Raw genomic sequence first — 19,051 nt, forward strand, 5'->3', positions numbered from 1 at the left:
CTGCAGTGTGATCAAGTGCGAAATATAAACAGCGCTCGGTTCAGGGTCAATGAAAGGCACCGTAAGGCGTCGTTGTGAGGCTCCGCCACAATAGTGTTCAGCCGGTCAGGCTGCTAGGATAACGGCAACAGTAAACCCTTGTTCGTGCCCCGCTGATTGTGTCCCGGGGCACGCCTGCAGGAATTGAGCGAAGACCGATGACAGTAGATACCGATAACCACCCGGCCCCGGCTGAATTTGATGACATAGCCAATGTGCTGGTAGGCGAAGGTGTGCAGGAAATATCCCCCGCCGAGCTACACGGCCTGCTCAGTGGCGCCCTGGTGGCTGGCGCAAGGCCTGACCCCGCTGCCTGGCTGCAGTTGGCGGCGACCTTTCTTGAGATCGGCGATTTCACCCAGGAAACCTCCAAGGTGCGCCTGCTGGAAATGTTTCAGCATGCGCTGACGCAGCTCGAAGGCACTGAGCTTGATTTCGATCTCATGCTGCCGGACGACGATGAGTTGCTGTCGTTGCGTGCGGCCTGTCTGGGGCAATGGTGTCAGGGCTTCCTGAGCGGGTTTGGCCAGTACGGCAAACAGACAGATGACAGCCTGTCGAAGGAATCCCGGGAAGTGTTGACGGATCTGAGTGAGATCGCCCAGATCGTAGCTGATGACGACGACGGTGAAGAGGGCGAGTCCAACCTGATGGAAGTGGAAGAGTATGTCAGGATGGCGGCGCTGATGCTGTTTGCCGAATGCAACAAAACGCCGGAAGACAGTGCGACTGCTCCGGCCACGCCTCAGACACTGCACTGATGATGAAATCCAGCCTGCCCCTGGGCGAATTTGCTGCCCGCCGTGCCCGCCTGATGGCGCAACTGCCGGCCGGCGGCCTGGCCATTGTGCCCGGCGCGAGCATGCGTCATCGCAATCGGGATGTTGAATATCCGTTCCGCCAGGACAGCGACTTTTATTACCTCACCGGCTTCAACGAGCCGGATGCCGTGCTGGTGCTGTTGCCGGGGCGCAGTGACGGTGAAACCGTACTGTTCTGTCAGGGGCGGGATCCGGAGATGGAAATCTGGAATGGGTACCGCACCGGGCCCGAGGGGGCGATGCAGCATTATGGCCTCGACGCGGCACACCCGGTTGATGAGATCGACAAGCGTCTGCCAGAACTGATCGATGGGCGCCGAAGCATCTGTTACTCCATCGGTAGCGACGAGGCCCTTGATAATCGCGTTCGGCAGTGGCTCAAGGCCGTGCGCTCCCGCGCTCGCCAGGGCGCCGTGGCGCCCACGGAACTGGTGATGCTTGACCCGCTGCTGCATGAGCTGCGGCTGTTCAAGTCAGAGGCTGAGATTGGGTTGATGCGCGAGGCCGGTCGTATTTCAGCCCAGGCGCACGTGCGGGCCATGCAGCAGTGTCGGCCAGGATTGTTTGAGTATCAGCTTGAGGCCGAAATCAGTCATCACTTCGCCATGAATGGTTGTCATCTGCCGGCCTATTCGTCAATTGTTGGCGGTGGTGCCAACGGCTGCATACTGCACTATACCGAAAACCGCGATGCGCTCTGTGCCGGTGACCTGGTACTGATCGATGCCGGTTGTGAGCTGGAGTACTACGCCGGTGACATCACCCGTACCTTTCCGGTGGATGGGCATTTCAGCCCTGAGCAAAAGCAGTTGTATGAACTGGTGCTGCGAACCCAGCTGGCCTGTATCGAACGGGTCAAGCCCGGCGTGCTCTGGAATGAAGTGCATGACCTGTCGGTGCATATGCTGACCGAAGGCCTGGTAGCGCTTGGTTTGCTGGAGGGTGATGTTGATACGCTGATCGAGACCGGCGCCTACCGTGAATTTTACATGCATCGGCTGGGGCACTGGCTGGGCATGGATGTGCATGATGTGGGTGACTATCGCGTCGAGGGCGAGTGGCGTCCGCTGCAACCCGGCATGGTGATGACCGTTGAACCCGGGCTCTATGTCTCGCCGCATAATGAAGGGGTTGAGCCACGCTGGCGTGGTATAGGTATTCGCATTGAAGACGATGTTCTGGTGACCGAAACGGGCGGCGAAGTGCTTAGTGCCGCAGCGCCCAAGTCGGTTGCCGAGATCGAGCAACTGATGGCAAAGGCCCGGCAGTCCAGATGAAGCAGCACTATGACCTGATCATTGTTGGCGGTGGCATGGTCGGCGCAAGCCTTGCCTGTGCCCTTGTCCCCGCCGCAGAAGCGCTGGGGCTGGACATCGCCATTGTCGAGCCGGTTCCTTTGCGCCGCGACGGGCTGTCCTACCAGCCCAGTTATGATGCCCGTGCCACGGCGCTGGCTTATGGCAGTCGCAGTGCCTATGAGCGCATGGGCATCTGGCAAACGCTGACACAGCACATTACACCCATCGGTGAAATCCATGTGTCTGATCGCGGCCATTTTGGTGCCTCGCGCCTTAGCGCGGCGCAGCAGCAGGTACCCGCGTTAGGCTATGTCATCGAGAATCACTGGCTCGGCCAGGTATTGCTGAACCGGCTGCAGGCGCCCGAGTGTGGGCGTATTGACTATCTGTGCCCGGCTGAAGTGGCGGAAGTGATCCCCGGTGACGGTCAGATGAGCGTGACGATTAGCCGGGATGGTTGCACGTCAGCGTTAACCTGTGAGCTGGTGGTCATGGCCGATGGCGGACGTTCCGAGCTGCGTCAGCGGCTGGGGATCGGTTATCGCTACAGCGCTTACGAGCAGCATGCGCTGATCGCCAATGTCAGTCCTGATCGACCGCACCGGGGTATCGCCTATGAGCGATTCACCGATCAGGGCCCCATGGCCTTGTTGCCACTGCAGGAGCAGGACGGGCAGCACCGCTGTGCGCTGGTCTGGACACTGTCGGACGATGACACCCAGACGCTGATGGATATGGATGATGCCGGCTTTCTGGCACAGCTGCAGCAGCGGTTTGGTTATCGCGCCGGGCGCTTTGTTCAGGTGGGTGAGCGTCATGCCTATCCGCTGCAACTGGTGCTGGCGGAAGAGCAGGTCCGTGCCGGCCTGGTGGTGCTGGGCAATGCGGCCCATGCACTGCATCCGATCGCAGGGCAGGGCTACAACCTTGCGCTGCGCGGGGTGGTCAGCCTGGCCGATCAACTGATTGATGCACGCAGGCAGGGGCGTTCGCTCGGTGACCTTGCGGTGTTGCAGGCCTACCACGAACGCATGCGCAGCGATCAGCAGCGCACCATTGGATTTAGCGACGGCACGATGAAGCTCTTTACCAGCCGCAATCCGCTGCTGACCCTGGGACGGAACCTGGGACTGCAGGCGCTGGATGTCTGCCCGACGGCTAAAACTCTGTTTGCGCGCAGCGCCATGGGGCTCGATACGCCGGCCCCGGTACTGCAGCAGTGGGAGGGGCGGTCATGAGCGAGCTTCTGGATGCCGATCTGATTATTGTCGGTGCCGGCATGGTGGGCTTGACGGCCGCCCTTGCGCTGCGCGACGCGGGACTCAATATTCTGCTCCTGGAGAGCCGGCCGGCGCAGCCGCAAAGTCTGCTGCAGCGGGTACAGGATGCCACGCACGAGGGGTTCGACCCGCGGGTGAGCGCCCTGACCTGTGCCTCGGAGCAGATACTGCGTTCTGTTGATGCCTGGCCGGTGATGGCGTCGCTGCGCCTGAGTCCGTATACCGATATGGAGGTCTGGGATGGCGAAGGGACCGGACGCACGCACTTCAGCGCGGCCGATTTGCACGAACCCTGTCTGGGCCACATCGTGGAGAACAGGGTCATTCTGGCCGGGCTGCGCAGTGCCCTGGCCGAGCAGCCGCATATTCGGCTGCTGGAAGGCGTTGAGGTTCGTGCGCTGTCGGAGCCCCGCACGTCGACCCAGGGGCTTTGGCGCCAGCTGTCGTTATCGGATGGGCAGGAACTGCGCGCCCGGCTGGTGATCGCGGCGGACGGTGCGCTGTCACGTACCCGCCAGCTGGCGGCGTTGCCGACCTGGGAGTGGGACTACGGTCATCATGCCCTTGTAACCACGGTGCGTACCGAGCGCTCCAATGGCGCGACGGCCTGGCAGCGGTTTACCGATGATGGCCCCCTGGCGTTCCTGCCATTGCGCGATGGCGCCGACGATCATTTGAGTTCGATAGTCTGGTCGACATCACCGGAGCATGTTCGTGAGCTGACCGGCCTGGATGATGCCGAGTTCTGCACGGCGCTGGAGCGGGCGTTCGAGGGGCGCCTGGGGCGCGTCGAGTGGGCGGACCAACGGCAAAGTTTCCCGCTGCGCCAGCGCCATGCCAAGCGCTATGTGCAGGAAGCCTTTGCTGCCATCGGCGATGCCGCACACACCATTCATCCGCTGGCGGGGCAGGGCGTGAATCTGGGCCTGCTGGATGCGGCGGTGCTGGCGGAAGTGATTGAAGCGGCAGCGGCGCGGGGCGATGACATCGGCGCGCTACGCATTCTGAGGCGTTACCAGCGCAGGCGACAGGGTGAAAACCTGCAGATGGCCGCCGGCATGGAAGGTTTCAAGCGCCTGTTCGACACACGGCAGCCCCTGCTCGTGCTGGGACGCAATATGGGCATGCAGTGCTTTGACCGCCTTGGTGTCGTCAAGAATCATCTGGCACTGGCGGCGATGGGGCTGTCGGGCGAGTTGCCGGCGCGGGCCCGGCGCCACTGCAGCGATTGATCTGCTGCGGGATAGCCTATACATTGGCGTCCGGTTCGTCGGGACAGTCGTGTATGGCGTCTATACTGGTGCGCCATAAGCCGTGTTTGTCAGTTGGCTGGTTCTTATCCGGCAGTGGCGGCATGATGTTCTAGAATTCAGTGTCGACGGCTGTCAGCCGGTTGGCCCAGCTCGCGCGGTCATGTGCGTGTGCCAGTTATTAAGCCAGGTACTGTCTGGTGCCGGATTAATAGAACTCGTAATCCTGAGAAGGGTAGGAAACGGAAATGAGTGAAATTCCAACTGAATTGAAATACGTCGCCAGTCACGAATGGGTTCGTGTCGAGGATGACGGTACCGTGACCGTCGGTGTAACCCATCATGCCCAGGATCTGCTGGGGGATGTGGTGTTCGTCGAGCTGCCGGATGTCGGGGCACAGCTGGCTGCGGGTGATGACGCCGGTGTGGTTGAGTCGGTCAAGGCGGCATCGGATATCTATTCGCCGCTGTCAGGTGAAGTTGTCGCGATCAACGAAGACCTCGAGGACTCTCCGGAACTGGTGAACAGTGACCCCTTCGGCGACGGCTGGTTTTTCCGCCTGAAATTGTCCGACACGGTGGAACTGGATGAACTGCTCGACGCCGATGGCTATAGCGAGCTGTGCGAATCCGAAGCCTGATTCAGGGCGGCTGATCCCGGTGGCACTCGCTGCCACCTGACTGTCCCGGCCACTGGCCGGGACAGTCATTTTCAAAATCAAGCGCGGTGCCGGTCGAAGGACCCAGGGTGCCGACACGACCTCAGGAAATGTAATCATAGATATGTCACTGAAACGCTTATGCCTAAAAACGGGTGCCGAGAAACGCCTGCGCGGTGGTCATCTCTGGATCTACAGCAACGAGGTCGATAATCAGAAAACCCCACTCAAGGGCTTCGCTGCGGGCGAGCAGGTGGTGGTCGAGTCTGATCGCGGCAAGGCATTGGGTATCGCGTACGTTAACCCAAACACGCTGATCTGCGGCCGTCTGGTCAGTCGTGATCTTGATTACAAGCTGGACCGCTCGCTGTTGGTACACCGCCTGAATGTGGCTCTGTCGCTGCGCGAGATGAACTTTAGTGAACCCTGCTATCGACTGGTCTACGGTGACTCCGATGGTCTGCCGGGACTGGTGATTGACCGCTTTCACGAAATCTTTGTCATACAGGTTTCCACCGCCGGCATGGAGGCGGTGATTGATGAGGTGGTCGCGGCACTGAACAAGGTGTTCAAGCCCGAGGCCATTTTGCTGCGCAATGACGGCAAGATGCGCGAAATGGAAGGGCTCGAAACCTACGTTGAGGTGGTGCAGGGCGATATTGCGGAGCTCTGTCCGCTGACTGAAAACGGCGTTCAGCTGCTGGCACCGTTGCAGCGTGGCCAGAAAACGGGCTGGTTCTACGATCACCGTGCTAACCGCGCCCGCATGCAGCAGCTGGTCAAGGGCAAGCGTGTGCTGGACCTGTTCAGTTATGTGGGTGGCTGGGGCGTGCAGGCGCTGGCGGCCGGTGCCGAAATGGTCAGCTGCGTGGATGCGTCACACTTTGCACTGGATGTGGCGCGCGAGAACGCCCGTCTCAATGGCAAGGAAGACCGCTTTGACCCGCTTCACGGCGATGCCTTTGATATCTGCAAGGCGCTGGTGGCCGAGAAGGAACGCTACGATGTGGTCATTGTGGACCCACCGGCCTTTATTCAGAAGAAGAAGGATATTCGCAACGGTGAGCGTGCTTATGCCCGCATCAACAACTTGGCCATGCGTCTGCTGAACCGCGAGGGCGTGCTGGTGTCCGCCTCCTGCTCCATGCATCTGCAGCGCGAGAGCCTGGTGGATATCATTCGCAGTAACAGCCGTGAGCTGGATCGTAATTCGCAGATATTCGATCAGGGGCACCAGGGCGCGGATCATCCGCTGCACCCGGCGATTCCGGAAACGGATTATCTGAAAGCCTTTTTTGTTCGAGTCCTGCCGGTCAGCTAAGACCGGCGGGCGCGCCTTTTGCCAGAAGACCGGTAGCCTGATTCAGGGAGAGATACGGATGCAGTATAAAATGCTTGGCGGCAGCGACCTGAAAGTCAGTCGCATCGCTCTGGGAACCATGACCTTCGGTAGTCAGAACACCGAGGCCGAAGCCTGGGAGCAGCTGGATTACGCTGCCGCGAACGGGGTCAATTTCCTCGATACCGCGGAAATGTATCCGGTGCCGACATCACCCGATTACCAGGGCGACAGTGAAGCGATCATTGGCCGCTGGATGAAGGCGCGTGGCAACCGCGAGCAATTGATTCTGGCCACCAAGGTGACCGGCCCCGGCGATATGTGCAGCTATATCCGTCCGGGCGTGGGGCTGAGCCGAGCCAGCATTCGGGAGGCCATCGACGACAGCCTGCGTCGCCTGCAGACCGACTACGTCGATCTGTACCAGCTGCACTGGCCCGAGCGGAAAACCAATTTTTTTGGTCAGCTGGGCTATGTGCCGGGCGACTCCGCCGATGACGGTGTGGAGATCGAGGAGACCCTGCGGGCGCTGAAGGAGTTGGTGGATGATGGGCGGGTGCGTTATGTCGGGCTGTCGAATGAAACAGCCTGGGGTACCCTGGAGTTTTTGCGTCTGGCGGAAAAGCTGGACCTGCCGCGCGTGGTGTCGGTGCAGAACCCCTATAGCTTGCTGAACCGCAGCCTGGAAGTGGGGCTGGCCGAGGTGATGCTGCGTGAGCATGTTGACCTGCTGGCTTATTCGCCACTGGCCTTTGGCGTGCTCAGTGGCAAATACATCGATGGCGCCCGGCCGGAAGGCTCTCGCCTCAAGCTGTATCCCAATTTTCAGCGATACCTGTCCGAGCAGGGTCAGGCGGCGACGAAGGCTTACGTGGATCTGGCACTGGAGGCGGGGCTCGACCCGTCACAGATGGCGCTGGCGTATGTGAATAGCCGGCCATTCCTGGGCAGCAACATTATTGGTGCGTCCAAAATGGATCAACTGCGCAGCAATATCGCGTCGGTCGATCTCGACCTGAGTGACGACGTGCTGGCGCGGATCGAAGCTATCCATGCCCGTTTCACCTATCCCTGCCCATAGTACGAAGTTCGACGCAGGCGTGCGTTGCGCCTGCCGGTACCAGACGGGCTACCGGCCGTCGCTGATGACCGATGGATTGCAGGCTGGGTTAGCGACGCCAAGGCGTCAGTCCTAATGTTTTCTTGCGTTATCCTGGCATCGCGCCCCGCCATGGGTTGCAGCGATCCATGGCGGGTATCGAAGGGTTATGCGGCGTCCGGTTGCGGCGATGAATCCTAGGCTGCTGGCCAGGGCGCGCAGTCCGGTCAGTCCCGCAAGCTGATTACCGGCCAGCCGCGTTCGCGGGCGGTGCGGTGCAGAATCTCGTCCGGATCCACTGCAACTGGATGCTCCACCCGTTCGAGCAGCGGCAGGTCATTGTGCGAGTCGCTGTAGAAATGGCTGCCCTCCAGGGTATGGTCGCTCTGTTGCAGCCACTGGTTAAGGCGCTCGACCTTGCCTTCGCGAAAGCAGGGTGTCCCCGCCACCCTGCCGGTGTAACGTCCGGCTTCGAACTCCGGATTGGTGGCCAGCAGGGCATCTACGCCAAGTTGGTGGGCGATGGGCGAGGTCACAAAATGGTTGGTGGCCGTGATGATGAGCAGAAAGTCGCCGCGGGCACGGTGCTCGGCCAGCAGTTGCAGTGCCTTGGGCAGCATCATGGGCTGAACGCACTGTTGCATGAACTGGCGCTGCCACGCCTGCAATTGTTGCTGCGGGTGCTGTGCCAGCGGGTGCAGGGCAAACTCCAGAAACTCGACGATGTTCAGGGTGCCGGTCTGGTACTGCTGGTAAAAACGGTCATTGGCGCGTTTGTACTCTACTGGGTCGACAATGCCCTGGGTGCAGAGAAACTCTCCCCAGGCATGATCGCTGTCGCCATTGAGCAGGGTATTGTCCAGATCGAAAATGGCCAGACTCAAGGTTGTACTCCCCCTGGATGGAAAATGCCGAGCATAGAGCGTCCGCAGCAGCCATTCAAACATGGGCAGGCGGTGTAAATTGCTGTTGTGAGTGGAGTTTGCGGAATTCGTGAAGTGTGGAACAATAGCAACGAACTATATCAGGATATAAACAGTGATTGATTCAGACGGGTTCAGACCGAATGTCGGCATCATTCTGGCGAACTCGCTGGGTCAGGTCCTTTGGGCTAGACGGATAGGACAGGACGCCTGGCAGTTTCCTCAGGGTGGGATTCAGGATGATGAATCCCCGGATGAAGCGATGTTCCGCGAGCTTCATGAGGAAATCGGACTGCGGGCGAGTGACGTTGAGATCGTTGCTGTCACACGTGGCTGGCTGCGCTACCGTCTACCCAAACGAATGATCCGGCGCAATTCCCATCCGGTCTGTGTCGGCCAGAAACAGAAATGGTTTCTGTTGCGCATGCTTAGCGAAGACCAGGCGGTGACGATCGACCACACCAGTTCGCCGGAATTTGATGGCTGGCGCTGGGTGAGTTATTGGTATCCACTGGGGCAGGTGGTTTCATTTAAGCGCGAAGTATACCGAAAGGCGATGAGGGAGCTGTCGCCCAAGCTGGCGCGAGTTGTCGCCCAGCAACGAAAATAACAACATGGGGTGGGTCAATGCTAGAGATACTGCGCAAGATCGTGCAGGAGGTCAGCGCAGCACCGGATCTTGATTCGGTGCTTGATCTCATCGTGCGCAGAATTCAGCGTGCCATGCGGACACAGATGTGCTCTGTGTATCTTTTCAATGCCAAAAAGCAGCGCTATATCCTGATGGCCACTCAGGGCCTGAACCAGAATGCCGTTGGTGCGGTAAGCCTGTCGGCCTCCGAGGGGATTGTCGGACTGGTGGGGCAGCGCGCCGAACCGATCAATCTTGAGGATGCGGCCAAGCATCCTGCCTTCATTTATCTGCAGGGTACCGGCGAAGAGCGTTTTCATTCCTTTCTGGGCGTGCCCATCATTCACCAGCGGGATGTGCTGGGCGTGCTGGTGGTGCAGCAAAAGGAACGCCGGCGTTTCGATGAAAATGAAGAAGCCTTCCTCGTAACCGTCTCTGCCCAGCTGGCGGGTGTTATCGCACATGCCGAGGCGACCGGCTCGATTCAGGATGTCAGTGGTGGCCCCGGCGGTGCGGTGATTGAGAGCCGTTTCGAAGGCGTGTCGGCCGCGCCCGGTGTTGCCATTGGCCCTGCGGTGGTGATCGCACCACCGGCGGATCTGAATGCCGTACCGGATAAGCCTGCCGCCGATATCGAGGTTGAGATCCAGCTGTTTGCCCGTGCCCTCGAATCTGTTCGACACGATATCCGCGTGGTGGGGCGTACGCTGTCCAAGCGATTGCGCACAGGTGAACAGGCACTGTTTGATGTTTATCTGCGCATGCTCGATGACAATGCGCTGGCCGGCGAAGTGGTGGAAAAAATTCGCCTGGGCAACTGGGCCCAGGGCTCCCTGCGGGATGTGGTCAAGGCGCATATCCGTGAGTTCGATGCCATGGAAGACCCCTACCTGCGCGAGCGTGCGTCCGATATTCGTGATCTGGGGCGGCGTGTGCTGGCCTATATGCAGGAAGCGGCGCCCGCGCAAATCGACTACCCGGATAATACGATTCTGGTTGCCGATGAGCTGACACCGGCGATGCTGGGGGAAGTGCCCACCGAAAAGCTGGCCGGGCTGGTGTCGGTGCATGGCTCCGGCAACTCGCATGCGGCCATCCTGGCGCGCTCTCTGGGGATCCCCACGGCCATGGGAGTGCTGGATCTGCCCTATACCCAGATCGAGACTCGCACGCTCATTCTGGATGGCTACTCCGGGCGGGTTTATGTGAACGCCTCGGACGAGATTCTGCAGGTGTACCGTGAAATTATGCGTGAAGACAGGGAGGTGGCCGCCGGTCTTGAGCAGTTGCGCGGCAAGTCTGCCGAGACCTCCGATGGCTATCGCATGCCGTTGTGGGCCAACACCGGCCTCGATATCGATGTCTCCAGAGCGCTGGACCGTGGCGCCGAGGGCATCGGGCTGTATCGCACCGAGATTCCGTTCATGATCCGGGAGTTTTTCCCCAGCGAACAGGAGCAGATTCAGACTTACCGCCTTCAGCTGGAGGCCTTTGCCCCGCGCCCCGTCACCATGCGTACGCTGGATATAGGGGGGGACAAGGCGCTGCCTTACTTCCCTATCAAGGAAGAGAACCCCTTCCTGGGCTGGCGCGGCATTCGTGTGACGCTGGACCATCCGGAGATCTTTCTGGTTCAGGTGCGGGCTATGCTGCGCGCCTCTGAGGGGCTCGGCAATCTGCGCATTATGCTGCCCATGGTGACCAGTGTGCACGAGGTGGACGAGGCCAATCGCATGATCGACCGGGCGGTGAACGAACTGCGTGAAGAAGGCCATATTACCGAGCGCCCACCCGTGGGGGTGATGGTCGAAGTGCCGGCGGCCGTGTATCAGGTGCGCCGTTTCGCGCGTCGGGTGGACTTCATCTCTGTGGGCTCCAACGACCTGACCCAGTACCTGTTGGCGGTGGATCGTAACAACCCTCGTGTTGCAGGCCTCTACGCGCCTTATCACCCGGCGGTTTTACGGGCGCTGGAGTATATTGCAGAGGAAGCGCACAAGGAGAGTGTACCGGTCTCCATCTGCGGTGAAATGGCGTCGGATCCCTGTGGTGCCATCCTGCTGATGGCCATGGGGTATGACGTGCTGTCGATGAACTCAACCAATATTCCCCGGGTAAAATCGGCCATTCGCGGTATTACCCATGTGCGCGCTCTTGAGCTGCTTCTTCAGGTGCGCAGCATGGATGACGCCGAGGAAATCCACCTGTTGTTGCGTACCACCTTGCAGGAACTTGGGCTGGGCCAGCTATCGCGGCCGATGATACCCGAGTAATAGCGCGGATTGGCGCCGCGGGTGTCGCTTCACTTGGCCGTGTGAGGCATCCAAGTGTGCGTCGCCGCTGACTGCTCAGTTCTGGCGCTGGTATGCGGGCGCTATCTTTGGGGGCGGGCGCCGATCAGCGGCATCTGCAGCTCGAAGCAGCGTGCCAGTGTCGGCCCCTTCGCATCAAAGCTTTGTTCGTAAAAACAGCTATTGCCCTGGTAATCCTGCAGCACTACCGACGTGGCCCGCGTGCCGTATTGCGCCAGCTGAATGAAGCAGGATGACAGGCTGCGTTCGAGTTCGAGGCCAATGCCTGTATCGGGCAGCTGCTGGTCCGGTGCCCGGTCGCGTGCCGCCAGCACCTCCGTGAGTTGTGCTGCAAGCTGGGGCATGTTCTGGCTGGCGGTGATACTTCCCAGCGCCGCGTTGAGTGCATTGCGAGCCTGTTGCAGTTTTGGCCAGGGACTGTTGAGCAATGCGTTGCTAAGGCCATAGATGCCCGGGTCGAGACGTTCGGTGTTCCGGCCCCGGTTTGACAGGTAGTACAGCCCTTCCTCGTCTCCCAGCAGCAGATTAAAGCCACCATACAGAGCGCCGTGCTCGGTGTAGTGCTGGCCCATGGCGGCGGCTGATTCGTTTGCGAGCAGAAAGTCCCGCGTCAAATGCCCCCGTGAACGCAGCGCCGGGTTCGCAGTGGCGCGACCGTCGCGATAGTTGGTGACAGCGGCGAGCCGGCCTGCACGATGCAGACCGAGCCAGGTACCGCCCTGTTCCAGGTCTTGCCCTGCAACCAGGCCGCTGTCCTGTGGCCAGGGTGTTGCATCGAGGGTAGCGCGGCCATAGGTCTCGTCCCGGTTGGCAATGAGAATCAGGTTGTAGTCGGCATGGGCCTTGTAGGCGAAGGTGATCAGGCACATTGAATCTGGTCTCTTTGACGGTGCAGGGCTGGACTCTGACGCGAGCCCCTGCGCCCCATGTTCACTGGGAGTTAGGCTGTTTTCATGGTCGAGGTCGGCTTGCCAGCAACGCCTTATAAGCTACTATAGGCGACTTTATCATGACTTCTGCAGGGATGTTCCATCATGCTGTTGACCCTATGTATGTATCTGGCGCTTGGCGCGGCCGCGGGTGTGACAGCCGGATTGTTTGGCATTGGCGGCGGTTTGCTGATCGTGCCCGTGCTGGTCTTTTCCTTTGGTGTGCAGGGTATATCCCCCGAGGTTCTGACCCATATGGCGGTGGCGACATCGCTGGCGACTATCGTGGTAACGTCGGTCAGTTCAATTCTTGCCCATCACAAACGCGGCGCGGTGCGCTGGGACCTGTTCCGGCCCCTGGGTCTTGGCATAATGCTCGGAGCCTTTCTGGGGGTGAAAACTGCAGGCCAGCTGCCGGGTGACGTATTGCAGATGCTGATCGGAAGCTTTGTGTTGCTGGTCGCCGTGCAGATGGCCTTCGGCGCCAAGCCTTCGAACAGCCCCGGTGCAGCGCCAAAGGCTGGCGGGCTTGCTGCAGCCGGCGGGGTGATTGGATGGGCATCGGCCCTTTTTGGGATTGGTGGTGGCACGCTGACAGTGCCTTACCTGAGCTGGCGCCATATAGGCATACAGCAGGCCGTGGCAACGTCGGCGGCCTGTGGTTTGCCGATCGCCCTGATGGGGGCCTTTAGCAATGTGTTCGAAGGCTGGGGGCATGATGCGCTGGTGGACTGGAGCCTGGGGTATGTGTACCTTCCTGCCTTTGCCGGAATCGTCCTGACCAGTCCTTTCTTTGCGCGCCTGGGCGCGCGCTGGGCGCACAGTCTGCCGGCGCCGGTGCTGCGGCGTATATTTGCGGTCTTTCTCGCCCTGGTGGGCTTACGGTTTCTGCTTGGCAATTTGCTCTGAACAAGGATTACGTTATGTGGGTGCATGATATCAACCCGATCGCTCTGGATCTGGGCTTCCTGCAGATACACTGGTATGGCTTGATGTATCTGGTGGCGTTCGCATCCGCCTGGTGGCTGGGTGTGTACCGGGCCCGGCGTGCGGGTTCCGGCTGGACCGAGCAGCAGGTCTCCGATCTGATTTTCTGGGGTGCCGTCGGTGTGGTACTGGGTGGGCGTGCCGGCTACGTGCTGTTCTATCAGTTCGACTACTTTCTGGAGCACCCCCTGTGGCTGTTTCACGTATGGGAAGGCGGCATGTCGTTCCATGGCGGCCTGATCGGGGTGCTGGTGGCGCTCTGGCTGTTCGGGCGCAAGCAGGGCAAGACTTTCTTTGAAATGGGGGACTTTACCGCTCCGCTGATCCCGATCGGCCTCGGCGCCGGTCGAGTCGGCAATTTTATCGGCGGCGAGCTCTGGGGGCGGGCGACTGACCTGCCCTGGGGCGTGATTTTTCCCCGTGCCGGCGACGGCGTGCCGCGCCATCCGTCGCAGCTGTACGAGTTTGCGCTGGAAGGTGTGCTGATGTTTGTGCTGCTCTGGTGGTTTTCCTCCAGGCCACGTCCGCGCATGGCGGTATCCGGGCTCTTCCTGCTTTTATATGGCTGCTTCCGTTCCCTGATCGAGCTGGTGCGTGAGCCGGACGATCATCTGGGCTTCCTGGCGTTTGAGTGGTTAACCATGGGGCAGTTGCTGTCCGTGCCAATGGTGCTGGCAGGGGCTTTGTTGATGCTGCTGGCCTACCGGCGTAAAGTTAGCGCCTGAGCGGCGGCCCGCAGCCCCTGGCTGGCGGGCGGCTCGCATGTTTACGGTTTTGATTTGGAGTGGTAATGCAGCAGTATCTGGACCTGATGCGCGATATTATTGCCGTCGGCTGTGACAAGGGTGATCGCACCGGCACAGGCACGCGGTCTGTTTTTGGTCGTCAGTTACGCTTTGACCTGGCGCAGGGCTTTCCGCTGCTGACCACCAAGCGGGTACATATCAAGTCGGTGGTGTATGAGCTGCTGTGGTTTCTGGCCGGCAATACCGACAATAACTGGCTCAAAGAACGAGGCGTCAGCATCTGGAACGAATGGGCACTGGAGAGCGGCGACCTGGGGCCGATTTACGGCAAGCAGTGGCGCTCCTGGGCCTGCCCGGACGGGCGTACTGTCGACCAGATCAGCGACCTGGTTGAGCAGATACGCCGTAACCCCAATTCGCGCCGGCTGATCGTCAGTGGCTGGAACCCGGCGGATCTGCCAGATGAGGGCGTGAGCCCCCAGCAGAATGTGGAGCAGGGCAAGGCCGCGCTACCGCCCTGTCATACCCTGTTCCAGTTCTACGTCGCCAATGGCAAGCTCAGCTGCCAGCTGTATCAGCGCAGTGCCGACTACTTTCTCGGTGTGCCGTTCAATATCGCCTCCTATGCGTTGCTGACCCATATGCTGGCGCAACAGTGCGATCTTGAAGTGGGCGACTTCGTGCATACCTTCGGTGATGTGCACCTTTATCAGAATCATCTGAACGACCCCTCGATCGTCGAAGAGCAGTTGTCGCGTACGCCGCGTGCACTGCCGAGCTTGCGCCTTCGTCGCAAGCCGGCATCACTGTTCGAGTATGAATTCGAAGACTTCGAGTTCGCCGGGTATGATCCCTATCCGGGCATAAAAGCTCCAATTGCAGTCTGAGGACGCGAGATGAAACTGGCAATTATCGTGGCCCAGGCCCGCAACGGCGTCATTGGTGTCGATAACAAGCTGCCCTGGCATTTGCCGGCGGATCTGAAGTATTTCAAACAGGTTACCTTTGGCAAGCCGGTCATCATGGGGCGGCTGACTTTTGAGTCTATCGGCCGGCCTCTGCCTGGACGTGCCAACATTGTGGTTACTCGAAATGCCGCCTGGAACCATGCGGGCGTGCAGACAGCTGCATCGCTGGATGAGGCGATCGAACTGGCGCAGGCGCATTGCGAGATTGGCGGTTGTGACGAGGCAATGGTGATCGGTGGGGCGCAAATTTATGCCCAGGCGCTGGATCAGGCGCAGCGTATCTACCTGACCGAGGTGCAGGCTGACATTGAGGGCGATGCGCATTTCCCGGTGTTGTCGCAGGAGCAGTGGCAGGAGGTCCAGCGGGCCGACTTCGGCGCTGAAGGACCCAATCCCTATGACTACAGTATTCGCGTGCTGGAGCGCGCCTGAACGACGCTGCTCGGGCTCGGCGTAGTCCGGTTTAATCTGAATAAATAAGGACAAGCCTTATGACGACCCGATCGTTGTTGTCTATCCTGGCCGACGGCCTGTTCCACTCCGGGCAGGAGCTGGGCGAGCAGCTGAACGTCAGTCGTAGTGCGATCTGGAAGCAGATGCGCAAGCTCGAAGAGCTTGGTATCGAGATCTACAGTGTGAAGGGGCGTGGCTATCGCCTGCCCGGGGGGCTGGACCTGCTGGATGCCGAGGTCTTTGCTGCGGCACTGAATGCCGATGTGGCCGCAAGGCTCGGGGGCATGCAGTTCGACCTGTCTATTCCGTCCACCAACCTGCTGGCCATGCAACAGCTGCAGCAGCAGTCGGGGCACGGTCGTCTCTATGTTGCCGAGCAGCAGACGGCGGGGCGTGGTCGGCGGGGACGTACCTGGATTAGTCCCTTTGCGCGCAATCTGTACTTTTCGCTGGTATGGCGCTTCCCGCAAGGGGCGGCGTCTCTCGAGGGGTTGAGCCTTGCGGTTGGCCTGGGGCTGGCCCGGGGGCTGGCGCGCCTGGGGCTGGAGGGTGTTGAGCTTAAATGGCCCAACGACCTGCTGTGGCAGGGGCGCAAGCTGGCAGGCGTGCTGCTGGAAGTCAGTGGCGAAGCCTCAGGCGACTGTCAGGTGGTTACCGGAGTGGGGCTGAACATCGCAATGCCCGAAGACCTGGCCGTAGACATTGACCAGCCCTGGGTGGACCTGCAGCAGATTTGCGGTGCCGTCCCCTCCCGTACCCAGGTGCTGGCGGCGCTGGTGAACGAGCTGGTGCCGGTGCTGGGCGCCTTTGCCGAATCCGGTTTTGAACCGCTGGTGAATGAGTGGCAGGCGCTGGATGCCTGTCGCGATCAGCGGGTGTCGCTGAACTTCGGTCTCAATGCCGTGGAGGGGATCTGTCGCGGTGTGTCGGGCAGTGGTGCGCTGATACTTGAAACGGCCGCCGGACTGGAGAGTTTCCATGGGGGTGAAGTCAGTCTCAGGCGTCTGTCATGATGCTTGAAATTGATATCGGCAACACCTTTCTCAAGTGGCGCTATGCCGGTGAGGGGCAGGGCTGGGTGCGTGGGCGCCTGCTGACGGCAGAGCTTGATGACGGCCAGTTCAGTTGCTGGCCGGATGCGGTCTCCCGGGTGCGCGTGGCCTGTGTGGCCGGCCCGGAGGTCGCGGCCCTGATCAGGCACTACTGTCAGGCGCGCTGGTCGCTGGTGCCGGAGTTCGCTCAGGTGCGGGATCAGGCGGCGGGCGTAAGTAACAGCTATGCCGATCCGTCGCGTATGGGTGTCGATCGGTGGGTAGCCATGCTGGCGGCTTACAATCAGGTGGGTGGCAGCGTGTGTGTTGTGGATTGTGGGAGCGCCATTACCATCGATTTTGTCGGGCCCGACGGCGTGCACCTTGGCGGCTACATCGTGCCGGGCGTTCGCCTGATGGCGTTTAGCTTGCTTTGCAATACTGCCCAGGTCTTTGCCGACCCAAGTGCTGAGCCGTTTGATATGACCCCTGGCACCCAAACCTCGACGGCCGTGCATCACGGCATCAACTTTGTGTTTGACGCCATCGCGCAGCGTCTGCTGGGGCAGCTTGAGTCTGACTATCCCTCGATGCAGCTGCTGATAACCGGCGGTGATGGTGAGCTGTTCGCGCGTCAGGCGGGGCAGGGCGAGTATCGTCCGGACCTGGTTCTGGACGGCCTGCGCTGGGCGTTGAGCTAACATGCTGCGCTGGCTGTTTTTGCTGCTGCTGCTCGCCAATGCCGTGGTGCTGTTGTGGGCTGCGATGTTGCAGCGTGAACCCCGGGATGTTGTGCCCGAAGTCGTCGAGCAGGGCGTGTCGGTGCGGCTGCTGTCCGAGGTGGAGCCCGGTCAGTTGCGCGAGCTTGTCCAGCCCGATGCGGCCCAGGCGCTCTGTGTATCCTATGTCGGGCTGCGCACCCGGTTGGATGCCAATCAGGTGTCCGAGCTGATGCGGCGTTATGGCTTGCTGCCCGTTATCGAGCACGAGAGTATTCGGCGGGTGGCGGGTTTTGAGCTGGTACTGAATGTGCCTGAGGATCCGCAGGAGCGCATTGCCCTGATCGAGCGTCTGCAGTCGGTGGATGTGGTGCCCGAGAGCAGTCCCCAGGGTGCGCAGTTGCTGCTGGGGCGTTACGCGACAGAGGCCGAGGCCGATGTGGCGCTGCTACGTTTTCGCGATACCGGCCTTGCGCCTGAATTACATGTGCTCGATCGTGTGGATGAGCTGTACTCGGTGGTGATTCCGGTCGAATCTGATCGAAATTTGTTCAATAAAATCAATCAGGTGCTGGAAAAATCGTATCCTGATATAAAAATAGAGAAAAAACTTTGCAAAGGGGTTGCAACGCCCTGAGTCGATCAGTACTATACGCCCCACTTCGACGCTGAGCCGGTATAGCTCAGTTGGTAGAGCAACTGACTTGTAATCAGTAGGTCCGGGGTTCGACTCCTCGTGCCGGCACCATGTTAGCGGCGAAGTGGGTAGTAAGGTGAGGTTCCCGAGTGGCCAAAGGGATCAGACTGTAAATCTGACGCGCGAGCTTCGGTGGTTCGAATCCACCCCTCACCACCATCTACTACCAGATTTTGCCGGCAGGCGGGTATGGTATAGTGGCTATTACCTCAGCCTTCCAAGCTGAAGAGGCGGGTTCGATTCCCGCTACCCGCTCCAGCAGTTGTGCTCATGTAGCTCAGGGGTAGAGCACACCCTTGGTAAGGGTGAGGTCGGCGGTTCAATTCCGCCCATGAGCTCCAGAATTGAAATGAAGGGTAGATATAGAAATATGTCTGCCCTTTGTTGTATTTGTCGTTCCAGAATCTCACTCAACGTTATCAGGAATATGGCTGATGGCTAAGCAAGCATTTGAACGTAACAAGCCGCACGTTAACGTCGGCACCATCGGTCACGTCGACCACGGTAAAACCACTCTGACAGCTGCGCTGACGCGTGTTTGTTCTGAAGTATGGGGCGGCGCAGCCGTTGCCTTCGACGGTATCGACAATGCTCCTGAAGAGCGTGAGCGCGGTATCACCATCGCGACTTCTCACGTTGAGTACGAGTCTCCGACCCGTCACTACGCGCACGTTGACTGCCCGGGACACGCCGACTACGTCAAGAACATGATCACCGGTGCTGCTCAGATGGACGGCGCTATCCTGGTATGTGGCGCAACTGACGGCCCGATGCCGCAGACTCGCGAGCACATCCTGCTGTCCCGTCAGGTTGGTGTTCCGTACATCGTTGTCTTCCTGAACAAGGCTGACCTGCTGGCTGAAGATTGCG

Annotated in this window: 19 protein-coding genes and 4 tRNA genes; 21 read left to right on the forward strand and 2 right to left on the reverse strand. The window is 60.1% G+C overall.

Annotation, left to right across the window (positions count from 1 at the left end; genetic code table 11):
* Positions 1 to 197 precede the first annotated feature (197 nt).
* The 7 genes from F451_RS0116200 to F451_RS0116230 all read left to right on the forward strand — a co-directional run bounded on the left by F451_RS0116200 (position 198) and on the right by F451_RS0116230 (position 7,767).
* Positions 198 to 800 carry a UPF0149 family protein gene (locus F451_RS0116200; RefSeq protein ID WP_020682444.1) on the forward strand — a complete coding sequence of 201 codons (603 nt, stop codon included), beginning with the start codon at positions 198 to 200 and terminating at the stop codon, positions 798 to 800.
* Positions 800 to 2,137, forward strand: coding sequence for a Xaa-Pro aminopeptidase (gene pepP / locus F451_RS0116205; RefSeq protein ID WP_020682445.1), 1,338 nt, complete (start codon positions 800 to 802; stop codon positions 2,135 to 2,137). Before F451_RS0116200 ends, pepP begins: the two co-directional genes overlap by 1 nt.
* Positions 2,134 to 3,396 carry a 2-octaprenyl-6-methoxyphenyl hydroxylase gene (gene ubiH / locus F451_RS0116210; protein WP_020682446.1) on the forward strand — a complete coding sequence of 421 codons (1,263 nt, stop codon included), beginning with the start codon at positions 2,134 to 2,136 and terminating at the stop codon, positions 3,394 to 3,396. The genes pepP and ubiH overlap by 4 nt, the downstream gene beginning before the upstream one ends.
* Complete coding sequence (locus tag F451_RS0116215) at positions 3,393 to 4,670, forward strand: FAD-dependent monooxygenase (RefSeq protein ID WP_020682447.1); 1,278 nt, start codon at positions 3,393 to 3,395, stop codon at positions 4,668 to 4,670. The genes ubiH and F451_RS0116215 overlap by 4 nt, the downstream gene beginning before the upstream one ends.
* Positions 4,671 to 4,936: 266 nt before the next feature.
* Complete coding sequence (gcvH, locus tag F451_RS0116220) at positions 4,937 to 5,329, forward strand: glycine cleavage system protein GcvH (protein ID WP_020682448.1); 393 nt, start codon at positions 4,937 to 4,939, stop codon at positions 5,327 to 5,329.
* A gap of 142 nt (positions 5,330 to 5,471) precedes the next feature.
* Positions 5,472 to 6,668, forward strand: a complete 1,197-nt coding sequence (locus tag F451_RS0116225) for a class I SAM-dependent rRNA methyltransferase (protein WP_020682449.1) — start codon at positions 5,472 to 5,474, stop codon at positions 6,666 to 6,668.
* Positions 6,669 to 6,726: 58 nt separating this feature from the next.
* On the forward strand, positions 6,727 to 7,767 hold the full coding sequence (locus F451_RS0116230; protein ID WP_020682450.1) for an NADP(H)-dependent aldo-keto reductase: 1,041 nt from the start codon (positions 6,727 to 6,729) through the stop codon (positions 7,765 to 7,767).
* Between the two features lie 245 nt (positions 7,768 to 8,012).
* Here the strand turns inward: F451_RS0116230 and F451_RS0116235 are convergent, their stop codons facing one another.
* The gene (locus F451_RS0116235) at positions 8,013 to 8,669 is read right to left on the reverse strand and encodes a histidinol-phosphatase (RefSeq protein ID WP_020682451.1); all 657 of its coding nucleotides are present in this window, start codon (positions 8,667 to 8,669) and stop codon (positions 8,013 to 8,015) included.
* A 154-nt stretch (positions 8,670 to 8,823) separates the two neighbouring features.
* On the opposite strand from F451_RS0116235, the gene F451_RS25745 reads away from it, so the two are divergent.
* Both F451_RS25745 and ptsP read left to right on the forward strand, forming a co-directional pair.
* Entirely contained in the window at positions 8,824 to 9,318 is a 495-nt protein-coding gene (locus tag F451_RS25745) for an RNA pyrophosphohydrolase (protein ID WP_020682452.1), read from the forward strand.
* A 17-nt stretch (positions 9,319 to 9,335) separates the two neighbouring features.
* Positions 9,336 to 11,612 (forward strand): phosphoenolpyruvate--protein phosphotransferase, encoded by a 2,277-nt coding sequence (gene ptsP / locus F451_RS0116245; protein WP_020682453.1) that lies wholly within the window; start codon positions 9,336 to 9,338, stop codon positions 11,610 to 11,612.
* A 101-nt stretch (positions 11,613 to 11,713) separates the two neighbouring features.
* Here the strand turns inward: ptsP and F451_RS0116250 are convergent, their stop codons facing one another.
* Positions 11,714 to 12,520 (reverse strand): NRDE family protein, encoded by an 807-nt coding sequence (locus F451_RS0116250; RefSeq protein ID WP_020682454.1) that lies wholly within the window; start codon positions 12,518 to 12,520, stop codon positions 11,714 to 11,716.
* A 165-nt stretch (positions 12,521 to 12,685) separates the two neighbouring features.
* On the opposite strand from F451_RS0116250, the gene F451_RS0116255 reads away from it, so the two are divergent.
* The 12 genes from F451_RS0116255 to F451_RS0116310 all read left to right on the forward strand — a co-directional run.
* Positions 12,686 to 13,489 carry a sulfite exporter TauE/SafE family protein gene (locus tag F451_RS0116255; RefSeq protein WP_026291827.1) on the forward strand — a complete coding sequence of 268 codons (804 nt, stop codon included), beginning with the start codon at positions 12,686 to 12,688 and terminating at the stop codon, positions 13,487 to 13,489.
* Between the two features lie 14 nt (positions 13,490 to 13,503).
* Positions 13,504 to 14,292, forward strand: coding sequence for a prolipoprotein diacylglyceryl transferase (gene lgt / locus F451_RS0116260; RefSeq protein ID WP_020682456.1), 789 nt, complete (start codon positions 13,504 to 13,506; stop codon positions 14,290 to 14,292).
* Between the two features lie 65 nt (positions 14,293 to 14,357).
* A complete protein-coding gene (locus F451_RS0116265) occupies positions 14,358 to 15,200 on the forward strand; it encodes a thymidylate synthase (protein WP_020682457.1) in 843 nt (280 codons plus the stop codon).
* Between the two features lie 9 nt (positions 15,201 to 15,209).
* Positions 15,210 to 15,713 carry a dihydrofolate reductase gene (locus F451_RS0116270; protein ID WP_020682458.1) on the forward strand — a complete coding sequence of 168 codons (504 nt, stop codon included), beginning with the start codon at positions 15,210 to 15,212 and terminating at the stop codon, positions 15,711 to 15,713.
* Between the two features lie 59 nt (positions 15,714 to 15,772).
* Positions 15,773 to 16,747, forward strand: a complete 975-nt coding sequence (birA, locus tag F451_RS0116275; RefSeq protein ID WP_020682459.1) for a bifunctional biotin--[acetyl-CoA-carboxylase] ligase/biotin operon repressor BirA — start codon at positions 15,773 to 15,775, stop codon at positions 16,745 to 16,747.
* Positions 16,744 to 17,466, forward strand: a complete 723-nt coding sequence (locus tag F451_RS0116280) for a type III pantothenate kinase (RefSeq protein WP_020682460.1) — start codon at positions 16,744 to 16,746, stop codon at positions 17,464 to 17,466. The genes birA and F451_RS0116280 overlap by 4 nt, the downstream gene beginning before the upstream one ends.
* Before the next feature lies 1 nt (position 17,467).
* Positions 17,468 to 18,121 carry a hypothetical protein gene (locus F451_RS0116285; protein ID WP_020682461.1) on the forward strand — a complete coding sequence of 218 codons (654 nt, stop codon included), beginning with the start codon at positions 17,468 to 17,470 and terminating at the stop codon, positions 18,119 to 18,121.
* 35 nt (positions 18,122 to 18,156) lie between these two features.
* Positions 18,157 to 18,232: transfer RNA gene (locus F451_RS0116290), tRNA-Thr, on the forward strand.
* 24 nt (positions 18,233 to 18,256) lie between these two features.
* Positions 18,257 to 18,340 (forward strand) — tRNA-Tyr (locus tag F451_RS0116295).
* A 24-nt stretch (positions 18,341 to 18,364) separates the two neighbouring features.
* Positions 18,365 to 18,439, forward strand: a tRNA-Gly gene (locus F451_RS0116300).
* A gap of 8 nt (positions 18,440 to 18,447) precedes the next feature.
* Positions 18,448 to 18,522: transfer RNA gene (locus F451_RS0116305), tRNA-Thr, on the forward strand.
* 93 nt (positions 18,523 to 18,615) lie between these two features.
* Positions 18,616 to 19,051 (forward strand): GTP-binding protein (locus F451_RS0116310; RefSeq protein ID WP_020682462.1); only part of this gene is annotated, 436 nt, incomplete at its 3' end.

The sequence above is a fragment of the Marinobacterium rhizophilum DSM 18822 genome, assembly GCF_000378045.1.
Classification (GTDB): domain Bacteria; phylum Pseudomonadota; class Gammaproteobacteria; order Pseudomonadales; family Balneatricaceae; genus Marinobacterium_A; species Marinobacterium_A rhizophilum.